Raw genomic sequence first — 25,153 nt, forward strand, 5'->3', positions numbered from 1 at the left:
GCGGGGACACGCACGTCCGACCCGAGCCGACCTACCGTCCCGACATGCACTCCGAGTACTCGCCGCGCATCCCCCTTCGTCCGCGTCGGGGACCAGCAGACCGTCCCGGCTCAGGGAGCGAGCGGGACGCCGTCCTGCCGGTCTTCCTCGCCGGGTCTCTCCGCGACGGCCACCGGCTCGTTGAGGATCCGCGTCAGGGCGATCGACGCAAGCGCCGTCACCGGCGACACGTTCCGGTCGTGGGGACGACGAGGGAGACTTCGCATGCCCGCACGCTACGGAGCGGGCAGCAATCCACGCGTGCCCGCGACACGGACACCCACGGGCGGACCCGATGAGCGTCGAGGTGACCCTGGGGTGGATCGTCGTGTTCCTCGTGGTCACGGTCGCGGTGAGCGCGGCGGCCCGACGCGTCGGGTGGTCGGCACCCCTGGCGCTCGTCCTCATCGGGGTGGCGGTCTCGTACGTACCCGGCGTCCCCCGCGTGGACGTCGAACCGGACTTCGTGCTGTCGGTCCTCCTCCCACCGCTGCTGTTCGCCGCGGCACTGCAGACATCGCTCGCCGACGTCCGCGCGCGCCGCGAACCGCTCCTGCTGCTGTCGGTCGGCCTCGTGGCGTTCACGACGGTCGTCGTCGGCCTCGCCACCTGGGCGGTCGTGCCGACCCTCACCCTCGCCGCCGCGTTCGCCTTCGGCGCGGTCGTCGCTCCGACGGACGCCGTAGCGGTGACCGCGGTGACGCGCCGGGCGCCGCTCCCACGACTGCTGGCATCGATCCTGGACGGCGAGAGCCTGCTCAACGACGCCACCGCACTCGTCGCACTGAACACCGCGGTCGTCGCGATCGTCGCGGTCTTCGACCCCGTCCGTGCTGCGGGCGAGTTCGTGCTGGCGGTGGTCGGCGGGGTGGGCGTCGGACTCCTGGTCGCGTTCGTGATGGGAGCCGTGCGGCGTCGGATCTCGGTCGCCGTGCTCGACACGAGCCTGTCGCTCGTCACGCCCTACGTCGCCTTCCTGCTCGCGCACGGCATCGGTGCATCGGGCCCGCTCGCGGTGGTGGTCGCCGGGCTGTTCCTCGGCTTCCGCGCTCCGGTGCTGCAGTCTGCGGAGGCGCGACTTGCGGAGTCGCTGAACTGGCGGACGATCCAGTTCCTGCTCGAGAACGCGGTCTTCCTGCTGATCGGGCTCAGCCTCCCGGCAATCCTCCGCGGCGCGTTGTCGTCCGGCATCGGGGTCGCCCGCGCGGCCGTGGTCATCGGGGTGGTCGTCGTGGTCCTCGTGGCAGCGCGTCTCGGATGGAGCCTCGCCGTGACGGCCGTCTACCGGTGGGGTCCCAGGCGACTCCGACGGCGGAGCTGGCAGTGGCGTCTCGACCTACCGGTGACCGTCGCCGGGGTCCGCGGGGTCGTCACGCTGGCCGCCGTGTTCCTGCTGCCCGAGCAGACTCCACACCGGGCATTCCTGCAGTTCCTCGCCTTCGTCGTGGTCCTGGCGACGCTCCTCATTGGGCTGACCCTGCCCTGGGTCATCCGGAAGGTGGCGCTGCCGCCGCCCGACCTCGACCAGGAGCGGATGGAGACGCAGCTCCTGCTCGCCGAGGCACGGGCCGAGAGCCTCCGACTGGTCGAGGAGCTCGAGGACGGTGCGTACGACGACCGCGTCGTGGAGCGCGTCCGCGTCGACGCCGCACTGCTCGGCGAGACGCTCGTGGGCGACGACGCAGTGCGCGCCGACCGGTCGGCTGCGTACGGCGAGCTCCGGATGCTCGCCATCGCCGAGGAACGCCGAGCCGTCCTGCGGGCGCGGCGCGAGGGCCGCTACCCCGATGCCGCGGTGCGTGCCGTGCTGACCGTCCTCGACATCGAGGAAGCCGCCGTCCGTGCCACGGTCACCGGGCGGACCGACTGAGGACGCAGGGAGGGTGTCCCGCTCGGGAGCATGTCCCCGACGGGAGCACGCTGCGCAGCCCGCACCGCTCCTAGCGTCGACACCGCCGCCGGCCGACGGGGTCGGCCGACCCGAGGGAGCACCGCAATGACCAGCACGGCCCCGACCACCAGCACCACGACCACCGTCCGGACGAGCCGCGTGACGGCTGCCAACGGCACCACCTACGCCTACCGCCGCTTCGGCTCGAGCGCGGACGGCGTCCCGCTCGTGTTCCTGATGCACTTCCGCGGCAACCTCGACAACTGGGACCCGGCCCTCGTCGACCCGATCGCCGCCGACCGCGAGGTGATCCTCGTCGACAATGCCGGCGTCGGTGGATCCACCGGCACCGTGCCGTCGACGGTCGCGCAGATGGCCGTCGACCTGCTGGCGTTCACCGACGCGCTCGGGATCCGACGGTTCGACGTGTTCGGATTCTCGCTCGGGGGGTTCATTGCACAGGACCTCGCCCTGCTCCGGCCCTGGGCGGTGCGCAACCTGGTGCTCGCCGGCACCGGCCCCGCGGGCGCACCGACGATGCACGGTTGGCGTGAGGACATCGAGCGCGAGTCGCGCCAGGACGTGCCGTCGGCGGAGAACCTCCTCTACATCTTCTTCGCGCACACGGAGACGAGCCGCACGCTCGGCGTGGACTTCCTGCGCCGGCTGGGCGGTCGCACCGAGGACCGGGACGAGCCGACGACCGCGGCGGTCCGCGACGCGCAGTACGACGCCGTGCTGGCCTGGGGCATCCCGGACATCTCGAAGCTCGAGCGTCTCACGGGCATCCGTCAGCCGACGCTCGTCCTGCAGGGCGACAACGACCTGATGATCCGCACCCCCGGCAGTCACACCCTCGCCGGCCTCATCCCCGACGCGCGCCTGCACGTGTTCCCGGACGCCGCACACGCCTCGATCTTCCAGTACCCCGCCGACGCGGCAGCTCTCGTCGACCAGTTCCTCACCACGGCATCCGCCGCCTGAACCCCGGAGCCATCATGACCACCACCACGACCCTGCTCGACCGCATCATCGACGCCCACGGCGGCGCACGCTGGGCGGACGTCTCGACGATCTCCGCCAACCGGCACTTCGGCGGGGCCTTCTGGGCCCTCAAGCAGGTGCCCGGCATCGCCGAGGAAGGCCGCTTCACGGTCGACCTCCGCCAGCAGCGCGCTTCGCTCGACCACTTCGGTGCCGCCGACCTCCGGACCGAGTTCACGGCCGACCGTGTGGCCGTCGTCCGCTCGACCGACCACGGCGACGAGATCATCGAGGAGCTCGTCGCGCCCCGGTCTTCGTTCGCCGGCCACGTGCTGGAGACGCCGTGGACGCCCCTGCAACTGGCCTACTTCACGGGCTACGCCATGTGGACCTACAACACCGAACCCTGGTCGTTCACGTTCCCCGGCGTGCAGGTCGAGGAAGCCGGCCCATGGACGGAGCCGGACGGTCAGACCTGGGACCGCCTCCGTGTGACCTACCCCAACTCCATCGCGACACACACCCCGACGCAGACGCTCTACGCCGACGCCGACGGCATCCTCCGTCGGCGGGACTACGAGGTCGACATCGCCGGTGCCTCCCCGAGCGTGGAGTACATGACCGGACAGACCTGGGTCGACGGTCTGCTGCTCGCCACCGAGCGCAACATCTTCGTCCGCGACGGCGACGGGCACGCGCTGCCGGAGCCGCTCATCGTCTCCATCCGCATCGACGACATCCTCGTCTCCTGACGATGCGCATCGCCATCGCCGGCGCGCACGGCAAGGTCGCGCGTCTCCTCAGCGAGCGGCTCCGTTCCGACGGCCACACCGTCATCGGACTGATCCGGCGGGCCGAACACCTCAAGGAGCTCGCGCTCCCCGGGGTGGTCCCCGTCCTGCTGGACCTCGAGTCCGCGTCGCTCGACGACGTCGCCGAAGTGCTCCGCGGGGCGGACGCGGCGGTGTTCGCCGCTGGGTCGGGGGAAGCGAGCACGGTTGCCCGGTCGCTCTCGATGGACCGGGACGGCGCGATCCTCTTCGCGCAGGCCGCGGTTCGGGCGGGCGTCCGACGCTTCGTGATGCTCTCCGGCGCGGGAGCCGACGAGTACGAGCGCGGCTCCACGGACCCGTTCCAGGTGTACCTGCGGGCGAAGTCCGACGCGGACGCCGCCGTCCGCACCCTCGACCTCGACTGGGTGATCCTCCGACCGGACGCACTCCACGACGGACCCGGATCACGGTCGTTCGCAGCGGGGCAGCACGTGACGCGGACGGGGATCGCCCGAGCGGACGTCGCTGCCGCGCTGCAGGACGTCGCGGTCGGCCCCGACCCCGGGCGGCTGCAGCTCGAGATCACGACCGGGCACCAGCCGCTCCGCACGGCGTTGGCGCAGGCGATGGTGCCGGGACAGTGACACCGCGAGCAGACGAACAGGACGAACGGGAAGGACGGACATGACGAACATCGACGGAGCAGTGGTCCTGGTGACCGGAGCGAACGGCGGACTCGGACAGGAGTTCGTGCTCCAGCTGCGCGAGCGTGGCGCCACACGCGTGTACGCGGCGGCGAGGAGCCCACGGACGTGGGACGACGGGGGCGTCGTGCCGATCCGGCTCGACGTGACCGACGCCGCATCCGTACGGGAGGCCGCCGCCAGCGCCGAGGACGTGACGGTCGTGATCAACAACGCGGGTGTGCTGCGCAGCGGCTCTCTCGTGGACGGTGACCTCGACGACGTCCGTGCGCAGATGGAGACGAACTTCTTCGGCCCCCTGCAGGTCACGCGGGCGTTCGCACCGGCGCTCCGCCGCTTGCACGGTGCGGTCGTCAACGTCGCGTCGGCGCTCAGCTGGTTCGCGATCGGCAACGGGTACAGCGCGTCGAAGGCCGCCCTGTGGTCGGCAACCGACTCCCTCCGGCTGGAGCTCGCGGCGGACGGCGTGCAGGTGCTCGGCGCCTACCTGGCGTTCACCGACACCCCGATGACGCCCGGGGACATGCCGAAGAACGACCCGGCGGACGTCGTCACTGCCGTCCTGGACGGGCTGGACGCCGGGGCACACGAGGTCCTCGCAGACGACCTCACACGCGCTGCCCGCGACGGTCTCTCCGCGCCGGTGCACGAGCGCTACGACGCGCTGCAGGAGACGCACGTGCGCTGACCGTCTGTCGACGCGCACGTCTGCACGAGACGCACGTGCGCTAGCCGTCGGTCGACGCGGAGACGCCCCCTGCCACGGCGCGAGCCGCAGCAGGGGGCGTTCGTCGTGCTCAGACCTCGACGGGCTCCAACGGCCGGAGCGCGATCGGGCCGGCCAGCCGGCCCTCGAGCGCTGCGCTCAGCGCAGCGAAGGCCGGCCCGGCGGCGTGCGCGTCCAGCGCCGCTTGGTCGCGCCAACGCTCGACCATGACGAACCCACCGGTCCGCGGGTCACGGTGCAACTCGTAGCGCTCGCAGCCGTCGTCCTCGGAGCGGACCCGTGTGACGGCGGTGAGGAGCGCCTCCCGGACGGTCGCTGCGTCGCGCGGCGACGGTTCGATCTCCGCGATGATGACGATGCTCATGGTGCCCCCTTGGTCAGGCGATCCGCTGGCCACCGTCGAGGTGGACGGTGGTCGCGGTCAGGAACGGATTGGTGAGGGCGAAGACGACCGCGTCGGCGACGTCCTCCGGGGTCCCCACGCGACGGGCGGGGTTCGAGCCGGCGACCTGCGCGAAGAAAGCTGCCTTGTCGTCCATGCCGTCCCACGATCCGGAGTCGACGACACCGGGGGAGATCCCGACGACGCGGATCGGTGCGAGGTCAACGGCCAGTGCCGGGACGAGTGCGTCCACCGCGCCGTTGGTCGTGGCCATCACCGCGAGTCCGGGCTGTGGCCGGGCGGACACGTACCCGGAGAACAGCACGAACGCGCCGGTGGGCGGCATGATCGGGGCGAGGTGCTTCGCCAGCACCAACGGGCCGACGACCTTCGCACGGAAGGCGTCCTCCACGTCGCTCTGTTCGAGTGCGGTGACCGGGCCGTTCGCGTGGTCGGCGGCGACGGTCACCACGTGGTCGACGGACCCGAGCGTCGCCGCGGCGGCGCGGATGCTGTCCTCGTCGCCGAGGTCGAGTCGGATGGCGGACGTTCCGTGCCCGATGATCTCGGCGACTTGCTCGGCGGTGTCCTGCCGACGACTGGCTGCGACGACCCGCGCGCCGGCGACGGCGGCCGCGGATGCGACCGCCGTCCCGATGCCGGATCCCGCGCCCACGACCAGGACGGTCCTGCCCGCGAGTCCGGTGCTCATCAGCGTGCCGCGTCGATGCCGGCCTGCGCGATGACGGCGTCCTGGTCCGGCGTGCCGCCGCCGGAGCCGACGGCGCCGATCACGACACCGGACTCGTCGGTGATCGGGAGGCCGCCGGCGACGAACGCGAGCGGCTCGTTGCTCGCGGCACCGAGCGTGTACAGCGGGGCGCCGGGCTGGACCGCTGCCGCGAGGTCGCCGGTGGGCGCGCCGCCGAAGTACACCGAGGTGCGTGCCTTCGCGAAGCTGGAGTCGATCGACACGAGCGGGGCACCGTCCTGGCGGACCGAGGCGACCAGCCGGGCGCCGTCGTCGAGGACGGTGATCGACGACGGCACGCCGAGCTCGCTGGCCTTGGCGTCGGCCGCGGCGATGATGCGCTGTGCCTGGGTGAGGGTGATGGACATGGTTGTCTCCTTCTCTGGTGGTGGTCTTGGTGGGTCTGCGGCTCAGGCGGCCGGTTCGTCGGTGAGGACGACCTTGCCGATGACGCGTCCGCTCTCGACGAGGCGGTGGGCTTCGCGCAGCGTCTCGGCGGTGATGGGCCGCAGGACGGTCGTCGCGGTTCCGCGGATGTGTCCGGTGTCGACGAGGTCGGCGACCTCGTCGAGGATCCGGTGCTGTTCGGCCAGGTCAGCGGCCCCGTGGAGGGACCGGGCGAACATGAACTCCCAGTGCCACGTGATCGCCTTGGACTTCAGCAGGACGACGTCGACCTGCTCGGGGTCGTCGATCGCGACGATCTGGCCGAAGGGGCGCAGCACCTGCTCGTAGGCGGGGAGCTGGCCGGCCGAGTTGGTGGTGAGGATCCACTCGATGCCGTCCGGGGCGACGTCGAGGACCTGCGCGGCGAGGTCACCGTGGTGGTCGACGACCTCGTGGGCGCCGAGGTTGCGCACCCATGCCTCGCTCTCGGACCGGGAGGCGGTGGCGATCACCCGCACGCCGGGCAGCATGGTCCGGACGAGCTGGATGGCGATCGAGCCGACACCGCCTGCACCACCGACGACGAGCAGGGTGCCCGTCGCATCCGGCGTGATCCGGAGCTTGTCGAACAGGCTCTCCCACGCGGTGATCGCGGTGAGCGGGAGCGCGGCGGCCTCGGTGTGGGACATCGTGGACGGCTTCCGTCCGACGATGCGCTCGTCCACCAGCTGGAGTTCTGCGTTGCTGCCGGGCCGGTCGATGGCGCCGGCGTAGAACACCTCGTCGCCCGGGGCGAACAGCGTGACGGCATCACCGACCGCGCGCACCGTGCCGGAGGCGTCGAAGCCGAGCACCCGCACACCGCCGTCCGGTTCCGAGCCGCCGCGGAGCTTCACATCGACGGGGTTGACCGAGACCGCGCGGACCTTGACGAGCAGGTCGTGTGGGCCGGGGACCGGTTCGGGGATGGTCGTCGGCACCAGGCTGCGGGCGCTGGTGACCGGGAGAGCGGCTGTCTGTCCGATCGCTCGGACCTCGTTCGTCGTGGTCATGTCAGTACCGTGCACCCGACCCGGTGGTTACCCGCAAGGACCCCTGGTTACCGTGCGGTAACCGAGAAACCCCAGATCCGCTCCCGTACCCATGGGGAACTAAAGGCTTGCTGCCGGGCCTGTCCGCAGTTACAGTGCCGCTGTGACCACGTCGATGAGCCGTCCCGTCGAAGCCGCCCACGTGCTCGACACCTGCGACCGGAACGACGTCTACGCCGCTGGCCTGCCCGTGCCGGGAGATGCTCGACCTGCTCGCGAACAAGTGGACGGCGCTCGCCATCGGTGTGCTCGAGGACGGCCCGCAGCGGTTCGGTGAGCTGCGGCGCCAACTGCAGGGCGTCAGCCCGAAGGTGCTCTCCGCGTCGTTGAAGCGGATGGAGGATGCCGGGCTCGTGAGCCGGACCGTCTTCGCCGAGGTGCCACCCCGGGTCGAGTACGCGCTGACGCCGCTCGGCGAGGGGGCAGCGGCACCACTGGCGCACCTGCGGGACTGGGTGAACGAGAACGTGACGCGGCACTGAGGCCTCCCTGGGGTCGATGCACCCAGGTTCACGCACGGCCTCCGGCGCGAGCGTGTCCCCAACCGGGCCAGGTTGTCACGCCGGACGGCTCGTAGCGTCTGCAATCGTTCGATCGTCAGATCTCGCAGAGGAGCACCCATGTCCCGCACGTGGTTCATCACCGGATCGTCCCGCGGCTTCGGCCGTTCGCTCACCCTCGCCGCCCTCCGCGCCGGCGACCGAGTGGCAGCCACCGCCCGGAAGCCGCAGCAGCTGTCGGACGTCGTCGAGGAGTTCGGCTCGCAGGTGCTCCCGCTCGCACTCGACGTCACCGACGCGGCCGCTGCCGTCAACGCACTCCACGCCACACGCGAAGCGTTCAGCTCGGTCGACGTGGTCGTCAACAACGCCGGGTACGCCAACCTCGCACCCGTCGAGACCGCCTCGGAAGACGACTTCCGGCAGCAGTTCGAGACGAACTTCTGGGGCGTCTACAACGTCTCGAAGGCAGCCGTCCCGATCCTGCGACAGCAGGGCGGCGGAACCATCGTCCAGTTCTCGTCGGTCGGAGGACGAGTCGGCGGGACCCCCGGACTCGGCTCATACCAGGCAGCGAAGTTCGGCATCGACGGACTAACCCGAGTGCTCGCCACGGAGACGGCTCCGTTCGGGATCCGCTACCTCGTCGTCGAGCCGGGCGGGTTCGCCACCGACTGGGCGGGTTCGTCAATGGACGTCCACGGGATCCCGGAGGAGTACGGCGCCACGGTGGGTGCCTTCGCGGAGCGTCTCCGCGGAGCGCCGGCCGCGGGAGATCCAGATCGGGCCGCCGAGATCCTTGTGCGCACCGTTGGACGGGACCCGCTGCCGTCCCACCTCGTCATCGGCGCCGGGGCGGCGCGCATGGCGATCGCGTACTCGCAGGAGCAGATCGCTGAGGCCACGGCGTGGGAAGGTGTCTCTGCGTCCGCCGATTTCGGTGCTGAGCGGGTGGAGCTGCCGGGCGATGGCGGGGACGGGGCCTGAGCGACAGACGCCAGTTGAAGGTCTTCATCGAGCGGTGCAGTCGTGATCTCGGGGCTGGCCCATCGCCAAACGCTCGTGCCTGTATCGCGCGCACGACCAGGAGGATCGGCGTCGCCGGGGCTGCTTGCAGGCATCCGCGGCCTTGACTGTCGCGAAGGTGTGCGACAGCTCCCCGCAGTTACCGGCGCGTGATCAAACGTGCGGGCAACCGCCGTTCTTCTCTGCTCCACAACTGGGGTGTCGAGCACCATCGCTCCAGCCACTACGTTGAGCGAAGCCACAGTTTCGACAGACGCTCAAGAAAGACCCACCTCCCACCATGATCTCGAAGCAGACGCTCGCGTCGGCCGCACTCGGCGGGGCAGCTCTGCTCCTCCTCGCGGGCTGCAGCACGTCCTCCACCTCCAACGTCGCAGCAGGCACCGTCGGCGAGTCCTCGACCGCCTCCCCGACTCCCACGTCGACCACGGTCGCTGCCCTCCCCTTCAACGCCGGCGGATATCTCGCCGGGAACGCGACGCCGAAGGTCGCCGCTGGCGATGCAGGGAAGGTCTCCGTTGTGACCACTGCGCCGCTCAAGACGGACGGCAGCGGCGGCGGCACGTTGGCGTTCGCCTTCCGCAACAACACCGCCGCGCCGATCTCGCATGTGGACTTCACCGGGACAGCATCGGCGGGCGGCAAGGTCGTTGCGAGTGGCTCGAGCCAGGACACGATCCCGGCACAGGTGAAGCCCGGAGAAGCCGGCTTCGGCTACATCTACTTCGAAGACGTCTCGTCCGTACCGCAGTCCGGTGTGCAATACAACTTCAAGACATCGACGATGCCGGCGGACACCTCTTCGTACAACTCAGCACCGCTCAACGTCACGCAGGCCGACAACAACGGGAAGTCGGTCATCGGGACCGCGGTGAACAAGACCGGTAAGGCCCTCACCGGTCCGTACTCTGTTGGGATCTACTGCCTCAGCGGCGACACCCTGACCGCATCAGCCCTCGACTACGCCACCGAGACCGGCGACATCGAGGCGGATGCAACGGTCTCGTTCAGTCACGACTTATACGACACCCCGTGCGATACGTTCACTGTCGGAGTTTCGGGGTGGTTCAAGTGAAGCGGCTGATCGCTCCCGTCGCCCTCGCCGCCGTCCTGGCTCTCACCGGGTGCAGCGCGACGAACACCGCTGGCGCGTCGGCGGGGGAGACCAGCGGTCCGACGAAGACAGCCTCATCTACGCCGACGCCGGATCCGGTCGTGATCCCGGACCTCACCGGCAACTGGAAACAGAACAACTCGGCAAGCGACGACGGTTGGATGACCGCCACCATCTCCGGGACCACCATCACGGCGGATTTCGTTACCGACAACGGTGACACCGAGTCCCTGTTTTGGGTCGGCACCTTCGCGCCTCCGACCGATGACGCCTCGCCGTACACCTGGACATCGACGCGGGACACCGCCGCCACCGACTCGGCCCTTCTGGCATCGACGGACTCGACGAAGGTCTTCATCTACGAGAACGGAGAGATCAGCTTCCCCGTGAGCATCGCGGGCAGCACCGCCACCGTTCGGCTGTCCAAGCAGTAAAGCGCGGGAGTCGGTCCACCGCGGCGACCCCGGCCCCGTCGCGCAGGTGCAGAGTGGGCTAGCTCGCCGCGCGGTGGCCGACGACAAGAGGCGCCGTCCACCTCCCGGTGGACGGCGCCTCTTGTCGAGCCCATCCCGCCTCGTCCCGCCGCCAACAGGTCGGTCGGAGCAAAGCTCTTTGTGGTGCTTCAGCAGCCAGCGCGCGAGCTCGACCCGGGAAGTCGTAATGAGCGTTATCGGCGACGCGCTCCGGTCCGACCGGATCGCCGCCTCCGTTACCGGGTGAGGAATTCGGTTACGAGGGTGGAATACCGCGTCGGCCCTAGCGTTGTAGAGTCGAGGCTTCCTCGCTAGATTGCTGCCATGGATGACTTGAGGCAGGTTTCAATCAAGAAGGACCTGGGCCGCCTTATCGCCCACGCCCTGCCAGCGAAGCTGACCTTCGACCAAGCTTGCATGCGCGAAGGGGGCTTCAACGAGTACCACGTACATGCAATCATCAACGAGGTAGTCATTTCGAACCTCAGCTCGGCTGACCACTGGGTCCAGGCGAGCTATGCGCACCCTGCCCTCCAGGATGCCCCGGACGCGGAGAAGGGCAAGGTCAAACGTGGACGACGTCGAGAACTGGACTTTCATATCCGACCGACAAAGCAGTGCCAAGGGGGCTCGCTCGCGATCGAAGTCAAATGGACCACTTCCGCGCATTCAACGTGGCGGACAATCTTGGCGGACATTTATAGATTGAAGCTGGTAGCGATGGCCGAAGGTGAAACCGACTGCATACTTGTCATCTGTGGGCGTCAGCAGGAGGTCGTGAAACTCGTCCAGCAGATCGATGTCGCCTCGCAGGCTCGTGCCCTGGGATCAAGACGTTATTTGAAGCCCCTCCGGTTAGTTTCGATGATGGGGGAGGATTCTGGAGGCAGCTCGTTCCGCCCGATCGACGAGAACGGGAAGTTTCTAGGGGGCGACTCAGTACGATCCAAACTCCCCCTGAGGACGAATGGTAAGCGGTGGGTGCCCGAGAGCGTGAAGGCGACGCTCCTGGGCGAGAGTGTCGTTGGCAAGAACCGGTGGGCTACAGCCGTCTGGCGTATCACCTGACCCGACCGGAGCTGCTTCGCCAGGACCGGGCTTGGCTGAGCCGACGTCGCAGGTTGGAGCGAGGCGACTCGTGGTTGCCTGCCGCCCCTCCTTCGGGTGGCAACACCGGCGAAACCGAGACGAACTTCCGGAATACGGGAAGAATTCTTTCTGATTCACTTTGTCGAGCTGCGGTCCACGCGCTACCCTGAGCTAAGAGTCAATAGCGTGCCCTGAGACGCCGAGGGTTCTTCTACCGGCTTATCGCCGTAGGGCTGCTCGTGAGACCTGCGTACTGCGACTGGCCCGAGATTTGTCGCAAGAGACATTGGAGGACGCATGAAGCTGACGAGGATCAAAGTCGAGAACTACCGGCGGCTGGAAGACGTTGAGATTGCGGTACGCCAGCATCTCGTGTTGGTAGGCGCGAATGATGTGGGCAAATCCTCCCTCCTTCGCGCCGTCGACCTCGTGCTTGGCGCCAGCACCGCACAGCTGTACTCGAGCTTGAGTGCAGCGGACTTCCGGGACCCAACGCAGGAACTCAGGTTCGAAGTGGAACTTGTCGATTTCCGTCCGGATGAGAAGGCCTTGTTTGCGGATGAGATCTTCGTGGATCCAGTATCCGCGCAGCGTTCTCTTACAATTCAGCTTGCGGCGACGGTGGACGAGAGTGAATCGCTCAGTATTGCTAGAACCGGGCCTCACGCGGGGACGGGGCGCCAGCTCTCCCGCGATCAGATTGCTGGCTTGGGTTGGAAGTTCCTGAGCGCCACGGCGCAGAGCCGGGACCTGCGGGACGGACGCCGGACGGCACTTGATGACCTTCTGCGCGCCGTTCAACTTGGTGATGAGCAAACCGGCTTCGACTCCATATCGACGAGCTTCCAGAATGCCCTGAACGCGTCCGAAACGCTCGGAGACCTCCGGAAGCAGCTCGCTGGCCAGCTGTCGAAAGCTCTGCCAGAGAAAGTGAGAAAAAAGGACTTGTCCTTCGTGAGCGGAGCGGCGGCGGACAATGACGTACTCAGCGACGTCCGCTTGCGCGTTAGCAAAGGTGGGGTTGAGCATGAGCTGTCAGAGCAATCTGACGGAACCCGGGCCCTATATGCTATTGCGTTGTATGATTTGATGAGCGCTGGCGCCAACGTGGTTGGAATAGATGAACCAGAAATTCACCTTCATCCGACTTCGCAGAGAAGCCTTGCGCGGCTCCTCCGAACCAGTGATAACCAGAAAGTCCTCGCAACTCATTCGTCAGATATAGTTGGTGCATTTGATGCCGACAACATCGTTGTTGTGCGGCCAGGAGGGCAAATCGTCCAGCCGACCGAAGGATTTCTAGAGGCTGATGAGCGTACTTTCGTCAAGTGGTGGGTGCGGGACAAGCTTGAGCCCCTCTCTGCGTCGAAGGTTGTCACGGTAGAGGGGCTTTCGGATCGCATTGTTCTTGAGCGTGTTGCTGATCTCACGAATCGGAACCTGGATCGGCTCGGGGTCTCAGTGATTGAGACCGATGGTGCATCGGAGATTCTGCCCATCATCAAACTGTTCGGATCCACGGGCTTTGCCCTCGAGGTCTTCTGGCTGATAGACGAAGATGCTGAGGTGAAGGTGGCGGAAGCGCTTGGAGTAGAGGTTGAGAGTCTTCCAGCCCACCACGTCTTCACTTCGATTCGCGACCTTGAGGACGAATACGTGACGGCTCTTGGGCCGAAGGCGGTATTCGACGCCCTCGTGGCGGGGAAGCTCTTTTCAAAAAACGAGTTGGCGAACTGTTCCCCTTCCGGCGTTTCTGGAGAATTTCTGCAGGGCGACGTTGCAGGTTTCTGTCGGGTGAACAAGAGGAAGGTTCGGGCTGCACTTTCCGTTCTACCAATCCTGACAAAAGACAATGCCTCTTCGTTGAAGAGCGTCGAGGCGCTACTGCACGAGATTGTTTAGCTGAATGATCAAGCCGACAAGCTCCCAGCTCGAAATTCGCGACGAAGAAGCACTTGATCTTCTTGTTGTCGCACCCGCCGGTTGCGGCAAGACCGAGGCGCTCGCGCTTCGTATTCAAGGACTGCTTGCACGTGGGACGGTGTTGCCCCCACAGAAGGTCCTTGTCGTGACCTTTTCGAACCGTGCCCGTGATAACATCCGTGAACGCTTGGAAGAGTATCTCAAGGGCTCTGTCCTGCGCGATCGAATCTCAATAACCAACTTTCATGGGCTGGCCGCGCGGATTTTTCGCGCTCATGCGAACGTGATCGGTCTTGAACCTGACCTGATGTTGCCTACCGGCGACTGGGTTGGCGCGCAGTGCCGAGCGTTGGGATTCGACTTTAGTACCACTGCTGCGGTACAGGTCGCTCTGCGCGAAGCTAAGCAACAGTTTCGGACGGATACCGAGGTCGACGCTTATCTCACGGCGCCGGGCAGGGAATCTGCCCTCGAGATCGAGCGCAAGCGGGTTGCGGAGGGTCGTCTCACGTACGACGATCTTCCGAGAGTCGCGGAGCTGATCCTTGCGAATGATTCCGTCGCGGATTTGTATCGGGCTCATTTCGGGTGCGTTATTGTTGACGAGTTTCAAGATTTGACACTTCAGCAACTTCGTATCGTGAACCGCATTGGGTTTCGGCGCACGACGTTCGCCGGTGACCTCGCTCAGGGGATCTATGGCTTCGCTGGCGCAAAGCCAAAGGAGGTCGACGAGGCCATCCGTGCCGAGTGCGGGAAGGTCATCGAGTTCTCTGAATCTCATAGATCTTCTCCGGCTGTCCTCGCCATGGTGAACGCCTTGTCCGTTCAGACCGGCGGGGTCAAGCTGAGAGCGGCAGACCCGGCCTCTTGGCCTGGGGGTGGTTTGGCGTCCTCTGTGAAACACGAGTCGGCTGATACAGAAGCTGGGTGGGTTTCCAAGGTTGTTCGCGCCATCATCTCGCGAGCGCCGCAGCAACGAATTGGAATCCTATCGCGTACGGTGAACAGGCGTCGGTTTGTCGAGGCGGCACTTTCGGCCGCAGAAGTTCCGTTCTTCCGATGGGACGACGGTGTGGTAGATACCGAGACCGCTCGACTTATGCGTGCGATGCTGTCACGTTTCGATTCACGACGGTACGACATGGCCCAGTCAAAGCAGGATTTCCTGCTGGAGGCAGCCGGGTTCGCCGCGGTCCTCGAGCCCTCCGTTCGCGAGAACCTGGTCGATGCCTTGCAATGGTGCGAGGACTTGTTGCGAGAGGGGTTGTCGGCCGCACAGATCAAGGCGCGTATTCGCGTCGGCGACTCGACTACTCTGATAACGGCACCGGGAGTGCACCTTTTGACAGGGCATGTCGGGAAAGGGCAACAGTTTGACTGGGTGTTCGTCGTGGGGCTGGAAGAAGGTGTCCTTCCCGATTTCAGGGCCACTACGGTGGCTGAAAAGTCTGAAGAGGCGCGCGTGCTCTCAGTCATGTTGTCGCGGGCGCGCCACGGGGTTGTGGTCAGTTGGGCCGAAGTGGTACCAAGCTTGGCCAACAAGCCTTTGAGAAAGCAGGCTTCTTCACTGCTTCCGATGCTTACAGCAGCCGAACCGGGCGATGCGGCAACGCTTGTCGATTGGTTTAAAGAGACGAATTGGAGTGACATAGCTGCGCGTTGAAGCAGGTCGCGGCAGGGATGATGCCCATCGTCTCCCCACCCTGATTGGTGGTTGGCGTAGCGATGTGTTCTCGCCGATGATTTGGGCCGTGGGAACTAGGCGGCCGGCGTTCGCCGCGGGGAGAAAGCCCGTGAGGCCGCGCACGTGATCTTTGCGAACACGGCTTAGCCGACCGTGGCAGCGCGGTCGTTGAGGCCGCGGGTCTCCTTAGGAGTTGGGGTTGTGCCTGCGGGTGCGGTGGCGCGGTCGCTCGGATGCGGCGCGACGCTCCCACGACCTGAGACAGGACTTTGCTGTGATCATCAGTCGACGACCGGAAGGTCGAGCGCGTTCAACGCCGCTGGGAGTGCGTCGTGCCAGGCGTCGAGTCGCTCCGTCACTGCAGCGATGATCGCTTGCGTCTCCTGGACTACCCGTGCGGGGTCTGGTGGTTGATGCCCCATGACGTGCCCGTCGATGCCGATCGAGGCGCTCGTTGCATCGATTGTCCACGGGTTCTCGCGCGGAACTCCGCCGTCAACGCTTTGCGCCCGCCAGCCGTGAAAGTCCTCGTTGCGCTCAGGGATGCGCTCCCGCCATCGCGAGTCGTCGACCAGTCTATTCACGACCTCGGCCAGCTCGATGAGGGCGGGCAGCTCGGTAGTACCCGCGTCTCGACGGTGATCACGAGCGTTGTCCTTGGTCAGGGCGATCCAGGGGCCGCGGGCAAATGGAGGAAGGTGGGTGCCTCTCAAGTACGCGTTCTTACCGGGCTCCTTCGGCTCCCATCCGGTGGGTCCTTGCAGATTGATCACACGCGCAGAGATGTTTATCAGCCCGTGGCTGGTGGAGAGCGCGTTGTGAACGCTGAGGTCGCACAAGGCACGGACAGCCATGCTCTGCCGTGCCCCGGGCTGCTCGTGCTCGCTCCAACGTTGCGCATCGGCTGCTGCGGTCGCCGCGACGGCGAGCTGCTCGCCCATGCTCGCGGCACGTCCAAAAATCTCGGCACCGCGTCCGCGCGCAACGCTCCTGCTATGAGACGACATCGCGAGGTCGGCCAAATGAGCATATGAGCCGAAGTGCTCCTGCCATCGCATGCCGGTTTTCCAAGCCGTGACGGTTGGTTCCGCGTACTCAAGGTCCAGCGTGCCGGGGGAAAGAGTAGGGAGAATCGCGGCGATGACCGGGTTAGGTTCGCCGTTCTCATCGAAGGGCTCGTCGGTGCTGAGCATCATCCCTCCAACTGCTGGTGTCGACGACATGTAGCCGCTTGGTCGATCGGTGGAAGGGGTGACCGTCAACCGTGTCGATGAGGTCTCGAAGATACAACGACCTGCAGGCCGAGGGTTGGTGTTGGCCGCCGCGCTCGGCGCGCTCGAACATCGCTCGGACGCGAGCCGGGCGACCGAACCCTCACCTCGATGTGGCACCGAGCTTCTGGTGCAAGGGACGGTCCAAACCCAGATGCCCTGCGAGCCATGCGGCAGTCCATCACTGATCGCGCGCGGAGTTCGGTTGGTAGCTGGGCTAGAACTGGTCTTCCCCACTGCTAGCGAAGGCATGGAAGCGAGCGCCGGTTCCGCGTGGCTGCGCGTCCGGGCAGAATCCGGCAACTGCCTGCTAGCGTCGTGGAACAGAATCCCGATACCCGTGGAACGCCTGTTTGGACTGGGATCCGCGATCCGCGCCCTCATTGGCATCCGCGAATAAGCCGAACACCTCGCCCGGCCGGCCTCGGTACGAGGCCGCGTTCCTCACGGCGACCCAGGGATCCCCAAGCCGGACCGGAGCTTCTCGATCTCCGCGAACAGCGCGAGCAGGCGGTGCTCGGTCGCGATCTCGTCGGCGACCGCGAGGTGGTGCCGGGCGTCGTCGAGCTCACCGGTCAGGTGCAGCGCGTTGGCGAGTTCGAGGTGTGCCCGGGAGACGCCGTCGGCGAACTGCGCCGCCGTCGCCTCCGCGATCACACCGGGCATGACCTCCAGTGCGTACGCCGGCTGACCGTCGCGGTTGAGCACCTTCGCGAGGAGGGTCCTCGTGTGCACGCCGGTCACGAGGACGAGGTTCGGCGGGAGCGAGCCGCTCCGGCGTTCGAGGAGGCTGAGGACCTGCTCGTAGTGCTCGACCGCGCCGGCGAGGTCGCCGGTGTGCATGAGGAAGTTCGCCACCATCGCGAGGACCTGGGTGATGCCCTCCTGGTCTCCGGCGAGGGTGAGGTGCTGCATGGCGCGGCTCGCCTCGCGCAGCGCGGCGTCGTGGTCGAGGAGTCGTCCCAGCGTCCAGGCCAGGTAGAACGACGCCCACCCCCGTTCCTTGTCGTCCTGGGTCCGTTCGGCAGCGGCGACGGCACTCCGAGCAGACCGCAGCGCGGCGTCGAACTCCCCCTGGGTGAGGTGGAGCCAGGTCGCGTAGCCGTGGTGCACCGCGATGTCCCGGTCCGTGCCGGAGCGTGTGGCAGCGTCGGCCGACGTGAGGAACAGGATCCGCCACAGGTCCCACGCAGGCCAGGTGTCCGAGAACCAGTGCAGGGCCTCGGCGACGTCGAGGACGAGCTGGTCCTCGCCGAGCGCGTACGCCTGCGTCACGGCGCTCGCCCACTGCGGACCCTCGATACGCAGCCAAGCACGTGCATCGTCGGCGGAGGCGAAGTGGCGTCCGGGAGCCTCGGGGTCCGGGGCCCGGTCCGGTTCGAACCAGAGCCCGGCGTTCTGCGCGGTGGTGAGCACCCAGTGGCGGAGCGCTCGTCGCTGCCGCTCGCTGGAGGACTCGTCGCGTCGCGAGAGTGCCGCGGCGAACAGTCGGACCAGGTCGTGCAGGTGGTAGCGGTTCCCGCCACGTGCCTCGACGAGCCCGAGGTCGGTGAGTTCGTCGAGGCGCTCGGCGGTCTCGTCGACGTCGGCGCCGGCTGCTGCCGCGGCGAGGTGCGCATCGAAGGTGGCGCCGTCGATGAGCGCCAGGCTCCGGAACAGCTGCTGGGAAGCGGCGTCGGTGTGGCCGTAGGAGAGCGTCAGCGCGGGCTCGACGGCGAGGTCCCCGGCGACGAGGGCGCGGAGGGGATCCCGTCGGGCGGCCATCGTGTCCAAGAAGTCCCGCACGGTCGACCGGGGCTGCGCGGCGACACGGTTCGCGGCGATCCGGAGCGCCAACGGGAGGTCGCCGCACGCGACCGCCAGGGCGTCGGCATCGGCGTCGGTGCGTTGCGACGCGGGCACGATCCGCCCGATCAGCTGCACGCTCTCCGCCCGTTCGAGTGGTTCGAGCGTGATGCGTCGCACGTTGACGAGACCGGCGAGGCTCCTGCGGGAGGTGACGATGACCACGATGTTCGTCGCGGCGAGCACGGGGCGGACCTGGTCCTCGTTCGCGGCGTTGTCGAGGACGACGGCGACCCGCCGGCCGCCGGTGATCCGTCGCCACTCGGCGATCGCTTCGTCGAGGGTCGAGATGTCGCGGATCTCGGAGGTCTGGGCGATGAGCGACTGGAGCACGCCGAGCGGTGACAGCGGCAGGGAGTTCATGCCGTTCAGGTCGACGAAGGCGCGCGTGCCGTCGTCCCACTCGTGCCGGCTCAGGGCTTCGAGGGCGAGGGTCGTCTTGCCGACACCGGCGGGCCCGCAGATCACGAGGATGGGCGCAGCGAGGTCGGTGTCGGTGCGATCGAGGAACGCGGCGACGTCCCGCAGCACGTCGGGTCGGCCGGTGAAGTCCGTCACCAGGGCCGGCGCGAGCATCGCGGAGCGGGGCGAGCCCTCGGTCGCGATGCGGGGCAGGCGCGCCAGACGCAGCATCGCCTGCTGCTCGTGGTCGGGGAGGCCGAGGGCATCGAGGAGCGCCGTCAGGGTCCGTCGTTGCGGTGCGACGCTGATGCCGCGCTCGATGTTGCTGATGGTCCGGTCGCTGATGCCGGACGCGTTCGCGAGCCCTTCCAACGTGAGGTCCGCCATGAGCCGGTGGCGGCGCAGCTGCACACCGAGCGGGTCACTCATCGAGAAGCTCGTTCCACACGTGGTTTCTTCATGCTTTCTTCCTGGTGTCGGGGCACCCGGTGGCCCTTGTATGAGGGGGAAATCCATGGTGCCTGACCGTCCGATCAGAAGCGATAGGACCGCACCATCGGGAAGGGGAGCAACGCATGCCAACGCCCACCATCATCCTCGTGCACGGCGCATTCGCCGACTCGGCCAGCTGGGCCCCGGTCACCCGGGAGCTCCTCGACCGCGGCCACACCGTGCTCGTCCCGCCGGTGTACAACCGCAGCCTCGCGGAGGACGCTGCGTCCGTCCGCGCCGTCGCCGAGGCCGTCGACGGCCCCGTCGTCCTCGCCGGGCACTCCTACGGCGGAGCGGTCGTCACCGTCGCCGGAGCCGCCGAGAACGTCGTCGGACTCGTCTTCGTCTCCGGCTACGTCCTCGAGGAAGGGGAGAGCCTCGGGCAGTTGCAGGGCGGCTTCCCGGACTCCGACCTCGCCGCGAACCTCGTGTACACGCCGTACCCGATCGCCGGCGCGGAGGACGGCACCGACGTGTCCGTCAAGATCGACGCGTTCCCCTCCGTCTTCGCGGAAGGGGTCGACCCGAAGACGGCAGCGGTCCTCGCCGTGTCGCAGCGTCCGCTGACCGGCGCCGCGTTCGGGGAACCGGCATCGGTGGCGTCGTGGAAGACCACGCCTGGCTGGGGCATCGTCTCGGCGGAGGACCACACCATCAACCCCGACGTCGAACGCTTCGGCTACGAGCGCGCGGGGCTGCGGGGCGTCGTCGAGCTGCCCGCTCCGCACCTGGTGATGCACACCCACCCGGGAGACGTCGCCGACGTCATCGAGACCGCCGTCCGCGAGACCGGCAGCGACCGCGACTGACCACCGACCGCAGACCACCACCACACCAGAACGACCACAGGGAGACCACCATGGGATACGTGACCACCGACGACGGTGCAGAGATCTACTTCAAGGACTGGGGGAGCCGCGACGCGCAGCCGATCGTGTTCCACCACGGCTGGCCGCTGTCCTCGGACGACTGGGACGCGCAGATGCTGTACTTCCTGGCCGAGGGCTACCGCGTCATCGCCAGCGACCGCCGCGGCCACGGACGCTCGTCGCAGATCGGCACCGGCCACGACATGGACCACTACGCGAGCGACGTCTCCGCCGTGGTCGAACACCTCGACCTGCACGACGCGATCCACATCGGCCACTCGACCGGTGGCGGCCAGGTCGCCCGGTACGTCGCCCAGTACGGCCAGCCGCAGGGCCGGGTCGCCAAGGCCGTCCTCGTCGCGGCGGTGCCGCCGCTCATGGTCAAGACCGAGGCGAACCCCGACGGCACCGACATCTCGGTGTTCGACGGGTTCCGCGAGGCGCTCGCCGCCAACCGTGCCGAGTTCTTCCAGGCCGTCGCCTCCGGCCCGTTCTACGGCTTCAACCGTGACGGTGCGACGCCGTCGGAGCCGGTCATCGCGAACTGGTGGCGTCAGGGCATGACGGGCAGCGCGCTCGCGCACTACGAGGGCATCAAGGCGTTCTCGGAGACCGACCAGACGGAGGACCTCAAGGCCATCACCGTCCCGGTCCTCGTCCTGCAGGGCGACGACGACCAGGTCGTGCCGTACCGGGACGCGTCGCTGAAGCAGGCGGAGCTCCTCAGCGACGCCACGCTCAAGATCTACGAGGGGTACCCGCACGGCATGCTGACGACCCACGCCGACGTCGTCAACCCGGACATCCTCGCGTTCCTCCGGAGCTGAGAGCACCGACGCTGCGGACGCAGCGTCCCGGACTGGAGGCGCGGTGCGGGTGAGCTGATCGGCTCACCCGTACCGCGCCTCCAGTCCGTCAGCGCATTCTCGTGGGCGGCGCGACGACCCGGCGGTCCCGCACGGCCCAGGGCAGCAGGAGCCCGGCGAGCACCCCCGCCCCCGAGGTCGGCGGCCAGGTCCCCGATGGTGTCCTCGTACCCGACGTAGATGGTCGGGTCGAGGAAGGTGTGCCCGAGGAACTCGAACACCTCCCAGACGGACCCGATCGCGAGCGACAGCACGCCGGCGACGACGACCGCCTGGACCCGACCGACCCGGTCGCCCGTGCGCAGCACCCCGGTGTCGCTCGCGATCACCCAGAGCACCGCGGTCAACGCGGCGAGCAGCACGAAGTGCACGATCTTGTCCCAGAGGAACACCGAGGTGTACCAGCCGAGGACGCTGCTCCACCCGGCGACGAGGGCCAGTGCGCACACGGCGGTGTCGACGGCGGGTCGGAGTCCGAGCGCGCGGGGGACGACGACCCCGAGCAGTGCGAGCAGGAGCACGGCGAACGCGATCCAGCCCCACCCGATCGTGGCGACCGGCAGGCTCACCAGCGTCACCGCACGGACGGCGTCGGCGACGACCTCGGCGCCGCGGGGTCGGCGGAGGAACGTCGCACCGAGCCGGTCGATCACGCGGTGGTCCGCGGTGGTCGTGGTCACGCTGCCTCCCACCGGAGCACGGCCTGCACGGCAGCGTGATCGGACGGCCACACCCCGCTCGGTCGGCGCGTCGACACAGCCGCCGCTACGACGGAGGCGCGCACCCCGTCGGAACCGCGGGCCAGGATCCAGTCGATCCGGCGTCCGCCCTGGCGGGGAGCGCGGTACCCGAGGTGCGTGCCCCACTGCTCGGACGCGTGCGAGGCCGCCGCCGTCCAGGTGTCCGCGAACCCCGCGTCGGTGAGGACCCGGTGCGGAGCACTGTCGGCGGGGGCGTTCGCGTCGCCGAGCACGACGACCGGGAGCTCGGCCTCGTCCGCCCACCGGACGAGGAGCTCTGCCGACCGCCGGCGTGCCAGGGGCGATGCGACGTCGAGGTGCACGGACACGGCGAGGAAGCGCGTGCCGGTGACGCGGTCCTCGAGCCGGAGGCCGACGGCGATCCGGGGAAACAGGGTGCCCCACGACCGGCTCCCGATCCGCTCCGGCCGGCGGGACAGCGCCCGGACGTGCTCGCCGGTGACCCGCAGACGGTCGGTGTCGACCAGCATCCCGACGCGCTCCCCGTCGCCACGGCGCCCGCGATCCCGGAGCACCGCGGTCCACCGGGGCTGCAACCGATCCGTGAGCCAGCGCTCCTGGTCGGGCAGGACCTCCTGCAGGGCGGCGAGGTGCGGGGACTCGGACCCGAGCAGCTCGAGCACGGCACCGCGGCGGTGCGTCCAGGCGTCGGGGTGGTCGGTCCGACGGTGCGGGACGCGTCGGCGGACGTTGAGGGTCAGGACGTGCAGGTCCGGGGCGGACCGCGGCCCGACGAGCGGGGAGTCGCTCACGACGCCGGCACCTCCTCGAGCGGTTCCACGACGTCCGGCCCGGGGACGCGCTCGACCGCCGCACCGGGCACGGCACGGGGCGTCGCCCAGCACCGCCGCACGGCCCGGACGACCGGCAGGATCCGGAACCCGCCGAGCGCCAGTGTCCGGAGCGCCTTCCGCGTGCGCACGACCAGGCCGGGCAGGTCGCGGACGGGCTCGCCCGACACGGACATCACGAGGGAACGGTCGAGGACCACCGGCCACGCGGGATCGAGCTGCACGGACAGGTCGACGTCGTCGTGGACGTCGGCGTCGTACCGGTGCACGCGGGACCGGACGGCCTCCCAGGCGCGGCGCCGGATGACCAGGTTCGAACCGAACAACGGCGGCCGCCACAGTGCCGCCGTCATCAGGGCGAAGTAGGCGCGCATGTACGCCACGTGCCAGAACGCACGCTCCAGACGACCGAGCCCGCGGAACTCGCCCGGCCCGGTCACCGCCACGACGCGGTCGTCGTCGAAGTGCCGGAGCGCCCGCTCGAGCCAGTCCGGACCCGGGCAGGAGTCCGAGTCCAGCCGGGCGATCAGGGTGCCCGTCGCCGCGTCGTAGCCCCGGGACGCCGCCGCGGCGATCGCCCGGACGGGTTCGTGCAGCACGCGGGCACCGGCCTGGGAGGCCACAGCCGCGCTGTCGTCCGAGCTGCCGTTGTCGACGACGACCACCTCGTCGGGCAGCCGCGTCTGGCGAGCCAACGCCGCGAGGCACCGGCGGAGCTGGTCCGCGTCGTCGAGGACCGGCACGACGACGGTGACGGTGTCGGGGCGGCGCATGCGACCACCCAACCAGGCCGTGCTCCGACCGCGCCCAGCGCTGCGGGCCGGCACCGCGCCTCCTGGCCGCCCCTACTCCACGTCGACGTCCCGCTTCCCGCGCCGGACGATGAGTGGATCGGGCCGGCCGATCACGTCCACCGCCTTGTCCGGGTAGTCGAACTGCGTCAGGAAGTACCGCATCGCGTTCAGACGAGCGCGCTTCTTGTCGTTCGACCGGACGATCGTCCACGGTGCGTACCGCTTGCTCGTCCGGGCGAACATGGCGGTCTTCGCCTCGGTGTACTCGTCCCACCGGTCGAGCGAGAGCAGGTCGATGTCGGACAGCTTCCATCGCCGCACGGGGTCGAGCTGCCGGATGGCGAACCGGGTGCGCTGCTCGCGGCGGGTGACCGAGAACCAGAACTTCGTGAGGTGGATGCCGGAGTCGACGAGCATCCGCTCGAACTGCGGCACCTGCGTCATGAAGGACTCGTACTCGTCGTCGGAGCAGAACCCCATCACCCGCTCGACGCCGGCACGGTTGTACCAGGAGCGGTCGAACAGGACCATCTCGCCCGCCGACGGCAGGTACTGGACGTAGCGCTGGAAGTACCACTCGCCGCGCTCGCGTTCGCTCGGCTTGCTCAGCGCGACGACGCGGGAGGTCCGGGGGTTGAGGTGCTCCGTGAACCGCTTGATGGTGCCGCCCTTGCCCGCGGCGTCGCGACCTTCGAAGAGCACGACGGCCTTCTGCCCGGTGTCCTCGAGCCAGTACTGGCACTTCAGCAGCTCGATCTGCAGGTGGTACTTCTGGTACTCGTACTCCTCGCGGCCGAGGCGTTCGTCGTAGGGGTAGTCGTCGCGCCAGGTCAGGACCGGGTTGCCGTACGGGTCGATGAGGTCCGGGTCGGCGGTGTGCCCGTCGGCGACGCTGTAGCCCTCGGTCCGGAGCTGCTCGATGTACTCCCGGATGGGCTGCGAGTACTGGGCCTTGTCCACGGGTCCTCCTCGTCGGTGTGCTGCACCCCCATCCTGGCGTGCGCTTCCCGGCTGCGTCCGCAGGGACACCGGACAACGTTCCGTCAGCGCTGTACGTTCACGGTGAGGTCGCTGGACGCGATCGCGGCAGAAGGAGCAAGCATGTCAGGTACAACCCGGTCGGGACGTCCGACCACCGTCACCGTCTCGTTCGTGATCTGGCTGGTGGTCGTCCTCGCGAACATCATCCAGGGCATCATCGGTCTCGTCTCCGGCGGCGGCGCCTCGGCTGCGCAGGGCGTCGGCACGGCTCCGCTCATCGGCGGTGCGATCTTCGCCTTCATCCTCGCGATCATCGAGCTGATCATCGTCTTCAAGATGCGCGACGGCCGCAACTGGGCGCGCATCGTCCTGCTCGTGCTCGCCATCCTGCAGGTCATCGGCGTCGGCGTGGGCGCCGCCTCCGGTGGCAACGCCTTCGGCTGGATCGGTGGCATCGCGGTCATCGTCGCGACCATCCTCATGTTCGTGGGTGGCGCGAACGGCTACTTCCGCCGTCGCTGACGACCGGAGTGCGGGTCG

Annotated in this window: 26 protein-coding genes; 15 read left to right on the forward strand and 11 right to left on the reverse strand. The window is 68.1% G+C overall.

Annotated elements, in window-relative coordinates; all coding sequences use genetic code 11:
* Positions 1-110: 110 nt before the first annotated feature.
* A complete protein-coding gene (locus QE359_RS07580; RefSeq protein ID WP_309778679.1) occupies positions 111-266 on the reverse strand; it encodes a hypothetical protein in 156 nt (51 codons plus the stop codon).
* Between the two features lie 68 nt (positions 267-334).
* Here QE359_RS07580 and QE359_RS07585 point away from each other — a divergent pair, with 68 nt between their 5' ends.
* The 5 genes from QE359_RS07585 (at position 335) to QE359_RS07605 (ending at position 5,079) form a co-directional block, all read left to right on the forward strand.
* Complete coding sequence (locus tag QE359_RS07585; protein ID WP_309778681.1) at positions 335-1,909, forward strand: cation:proton antiporter; 1,575 nt, start codon at positions 335-337, stop codon at positions 1,907-1,909.
* A gap of 126 nt (positions 1,910-2,035) precedes the next feature.
* A complete protein-coding gene (locus tag QE359_RS07590) occupies positions 2,036-2,914 on the forward strand; it encodes an alpha/beta hydrolase (protein WP_309778682.1) in 879 nt (292 codons plus the stop codon).
* Between the two features lie 14 nt (positions 2,915-2,928).
* Entirely contained in the window at positions 2,929-3,666 is a 738-nt protein-coding gene (locus QE359_RS07595; protein WP_309778684.1) for a hypothetical protein, read from the forward strand.
* 2 nt (positions 3,667-3,668) lie between these two features.
* Positions 3,669-4,331: an NAD(P)H-binding protein gene (locus tag QE359_RS07600; RefSeq protein WP_309778686.1), complete on the forward strand. Its 663-nt coding sequence runs from the start codon at positions 3,669-3,671 to the stop codon at positions 4,329-4,331.
* A 40-nt stretch (positions 4,332-4,371) separates the two neighbouring features.
* A complete protein-coding gene (locus QE359_RS07605; protein ID WP_309778688.1) occupies positions 4,372-5,079 on the forward strand; it encodes an SDR family oxidoreductase in 708 nt (235 codons plus the stop codon).
* Positions 5,080-5,188: 109 nt separating this feature from the next.
* On the opposite strand, the gene QE359_RS07610 is transcribed toward QE359_RS07605, so the two are convergent.
* The 4 genes from QE359_RS07610 to QE359_RS07625 are packed head-to-tail and all read right to left on the reverse strand — an operon-like array spanning position 5,189 to position 7,690.
* Entirely contained in the window at positions 5,189-5,482 is a 294-nt protein-coding gene (locus tag QE359_RS07610; RefSeq protein ID WP_111100032.1) for a putative quinol monooxygenase, read from the reverse strand.
* A gap of 13 nt (positions 5,483-5,495) precedes the next feature.
* On the reverse strand, positions 5,496-6,212 hold the full coding sequence (locus QE359_RS07615; protein ID WP_309778691.1) for an SDR family oxidoreductase: 717 nt from the start codon (positions 6,210-6,212) through the stop codon (positions 5,496-5,498).
* Entirely contained in the window at positions 6,212-6,619 is a 408-nt protein-coding gene (locus QE359_RS07620; RefSeq protein ID WP_309778692.1) for a heme-binding protein, read from the reverse strand. Before QE359_RS07620 ends, QE359_RS07615 begins: the two co-directional genes overlap by 1 nt.
* Positions 6,620-6,661: 42 nt before the next feature.
* Positions 6,662-7,690 carry a zinc-binding alcohol dehydrogenase family protein gene (locus QE359_RS07625; protein WP_309778694.1) on the reverse strand — a complete coding sequence of 343 codons (1,029 nt, stop codon included), beginning with the start codon at positions 7,688-7,690 and terminating at the stop codon, positions 6,662-6,664.
* Between the two features lie 239 nt (positions 7,691-7,929).
* On the opposite strand from QE359_RS07625, the gene QE359_RS07630 reads away from it, so the two are divergent.
* From QE359_RS07630 to QE359_RS07660, 7 genes are all read left to right on the forward strand, one after another.
* Positions 7,930-8,211, forward strand: a complete 282-nt coding sequence (locus tag QE359_RS07630) for a helix-turn-helix domain-containing protein (RefSeq protein ID WP_309778696.1) — start codon at positions 7,930-7,932, stop codon at positions 8,209-8,211.
* Between the two features lie 138 nt (positions 8,212-8,349).
* The gene (locus QE359_RS07635) at positions 8,350-9,216 is read left to right on the forward strand and encodes an SDR family NAD(P)-dependent oxidoreductase (RefSeq protein ID WP_309778697.1); all 867 of its coding nucleotides are present in this window, start codon (positions 8,350-8,352) and stop codon (positions 9,214-9,216) included.
* Positions 9,217-9,535: 319 nt separating this feature from the next.
* Complete coding sequence (locus QE359_RS07640) at positions 9,536-10,330, forward strand: hypothetical protein (RefSeq protein WP_309778699.1); 795 nt, start codon at positions 9,536-9,538, stop codon at positions 10,328-10,330.
* The gene (locus tag QE359_RS07645) at positions 10,327-10,803 is read left to right on the forward strand and encodes a hypothetical protein (protein WP_309778701.1); all 477 of its coding nucleotides are present in this window, start codon (positions 10,327-10,329) and stop codon (positions 10,801-10,803) included. The genes QE359_RS07640 and QE359_RS07645 overlap by 4 nt, the downstream gene beginning before the upstream one ends.
* A gap of 363 nt (positions 10,804-11,166) precedes the next feature.
* On the forward strand, positions 11,167-11,910 hold the full coding sequence (locus QE359_RS07650; protein ID WP_309778702.1) for a hypothetical protein: 744 nt from the start codon (positions 11,167-11,169) through the stop codon (positions 11,908-11,910).
* 318 nt (positions 11,911-12,228) lie between these two features.
* Positions 12,229-13,833 (forward strand): AAA family ATPase, encoded by a 1,605-nt coding sequence (locus QE359_RS07655; protein WP_309778704.1) that lies wholly within the window; start codon positions 12,229-12,231, stop codon positions 13,831-13,833.
* Positions 13,834-13,837: 4 nt separating this feature from the next.
* On the forward strand, positions 13,838-15,520 hold the full coding sequence (locus QE359_RS07660) for an ATP-dependent helicase (protein WP_309778706.1): 1,683 nt from the start codon (positions 13,838-13,840) through the stop codon (positions 15,518-15,520).
* 302 nt (positions 15,521-15,822) lie between these two features.
* On the opposite strand, the gene QE359_RS07665 is transcribed toward QE359_RS07660, so the two are convergent.
* Entirely contained in the window at positions 15,823-16,737 is a 915-nt protein-coding gene (locus QE359_RS07665; RefSeq protein ID WP_309778708.1) for a hypothetical protein, read from the reverse strand.
* A gap of 519 nt (positions 16,738-17,256) precedes the next feature.
* A complete protein-coding gene (locus tag QE359_RS07670) occupies positions 17,257-19,488 on the reverse strand; it encodes a helix-turn-helix domain-containing protein (RefSeq protein ID WP_309778710.1) in 2,232 nt (743 codons plus the stop codon).
* A 146-nt stretch (positions 19,489-19,634) separates the two neighbouring features.
* Here QE359_RS07670 and QE359_RS07675 point away from each other — a divergent pair, with 146 nt between their 5' ends.
* The gene (locus QE359_RS07675) at positions 19,635-20,360 is read left to right on the forward strand and encodes an alpha/beta hydrolase (RefSeq protein WP_309778712.1); all 726 of its coding nucleotides are present in this window, start codon (positions 19,635-19,637) and stop codon (positions 20,358-20,360) included.
* Between the two features lie 50 nt (positions 20,361-20,410).
* Positions 20,411-21,247, forward strand: coding sequence for an alpha/beta hydrolase (locus QE359_RS07680; protein WP_309778714.1), 837 nt, complete (start codon positions 20,411-20,413; stop codon positions 21,245-21,247).
* On the opposite strand, the gene QE359_RS07685 is transcribed toward QE359_RS07680, so the two are convergent.
* The 4 genes from QE359_RS07685 to ppk2 form a co-directional block, all read right to left on the reverse strand.
* Positions 21,166-21,966, reverse strand: coding sequence for a hypothetical protein (locus QE359_RS07685; RefSeq protein ID WP_309778716.1), 801 nt, complete (start codon positions 21,964-21,966; stop codon positions 21,166-21,168). The two genes, QE359_RS07680 and QE359_RS07685, sit on opposite strands and share 82 nt — an antisense overlap.
* Entirely contained in the window at positions 21,963-22,799 is an 837-nt protein-coding gene (locus tag QE359_RS07690) for an endonuclease/exonuclease/phosphatase family protein (protein ID WP_309778717.1), read from the reverse strand. The genes QE359_RS07685 and QE359_RS07690 overlap by 4 nt, the downstream gene beginning before the upstream one ends.
* Positions 22,796-23,611, reverse strand: a complete 816-nt coding sequence (locus QE359_RS07695; protein WP_309778719.1) for a glycosyltransferase family 2 protein — start codon at positions 23,609-23,611, stop codon at positions 22,796-22,798. Before QE359_RS07695 ends, QE359_RS07690 begins: the two co-directional genes overlap by 4 nt.
* A gap of 72 nt (positions 23,612-23,683) precedes the next feature.
* Positions 23,684-24,592 carry a polyphosphate kinase 2 gene (gene ppk2 / locus QE359_RS07700; RefSeq protein ID WP_070416884.1) on the reverse strand — a complete coding sequence of 303 codons (909 nt, stop codon included), beginning with the start codon at positions 24,590-24,592 and terminating at the stop codon, positions 23,684-23,686.
* Positions 24,593-24,733: 141 nt separating this feature from the next.
* On the opposite strand from ppk2, the gene QE359_RS07705 reads away from it, so the two are divergent.
* Complete coding sequence (locus tag QE359_RS07705; protein WP_071295331.1) at positions 24,734-25,135, forward strand: hypothetical protein; 402 nt, start codon at positions 24,734-24,736, stop codon at positions 25,133-25,135.
* Positions 25,136-25,153: the final 18 nt, after the last annotated feature.

Source organism: Curtobacterium sp. SORGH_AS_0776, from assembly GCF_031453355.1.
Classification (GTDB): domain Bacteria; phylum Actinomycetota; class Actinomycetes; order Actinomycetales; family Microbacteriaceae; genus Curtobacterium.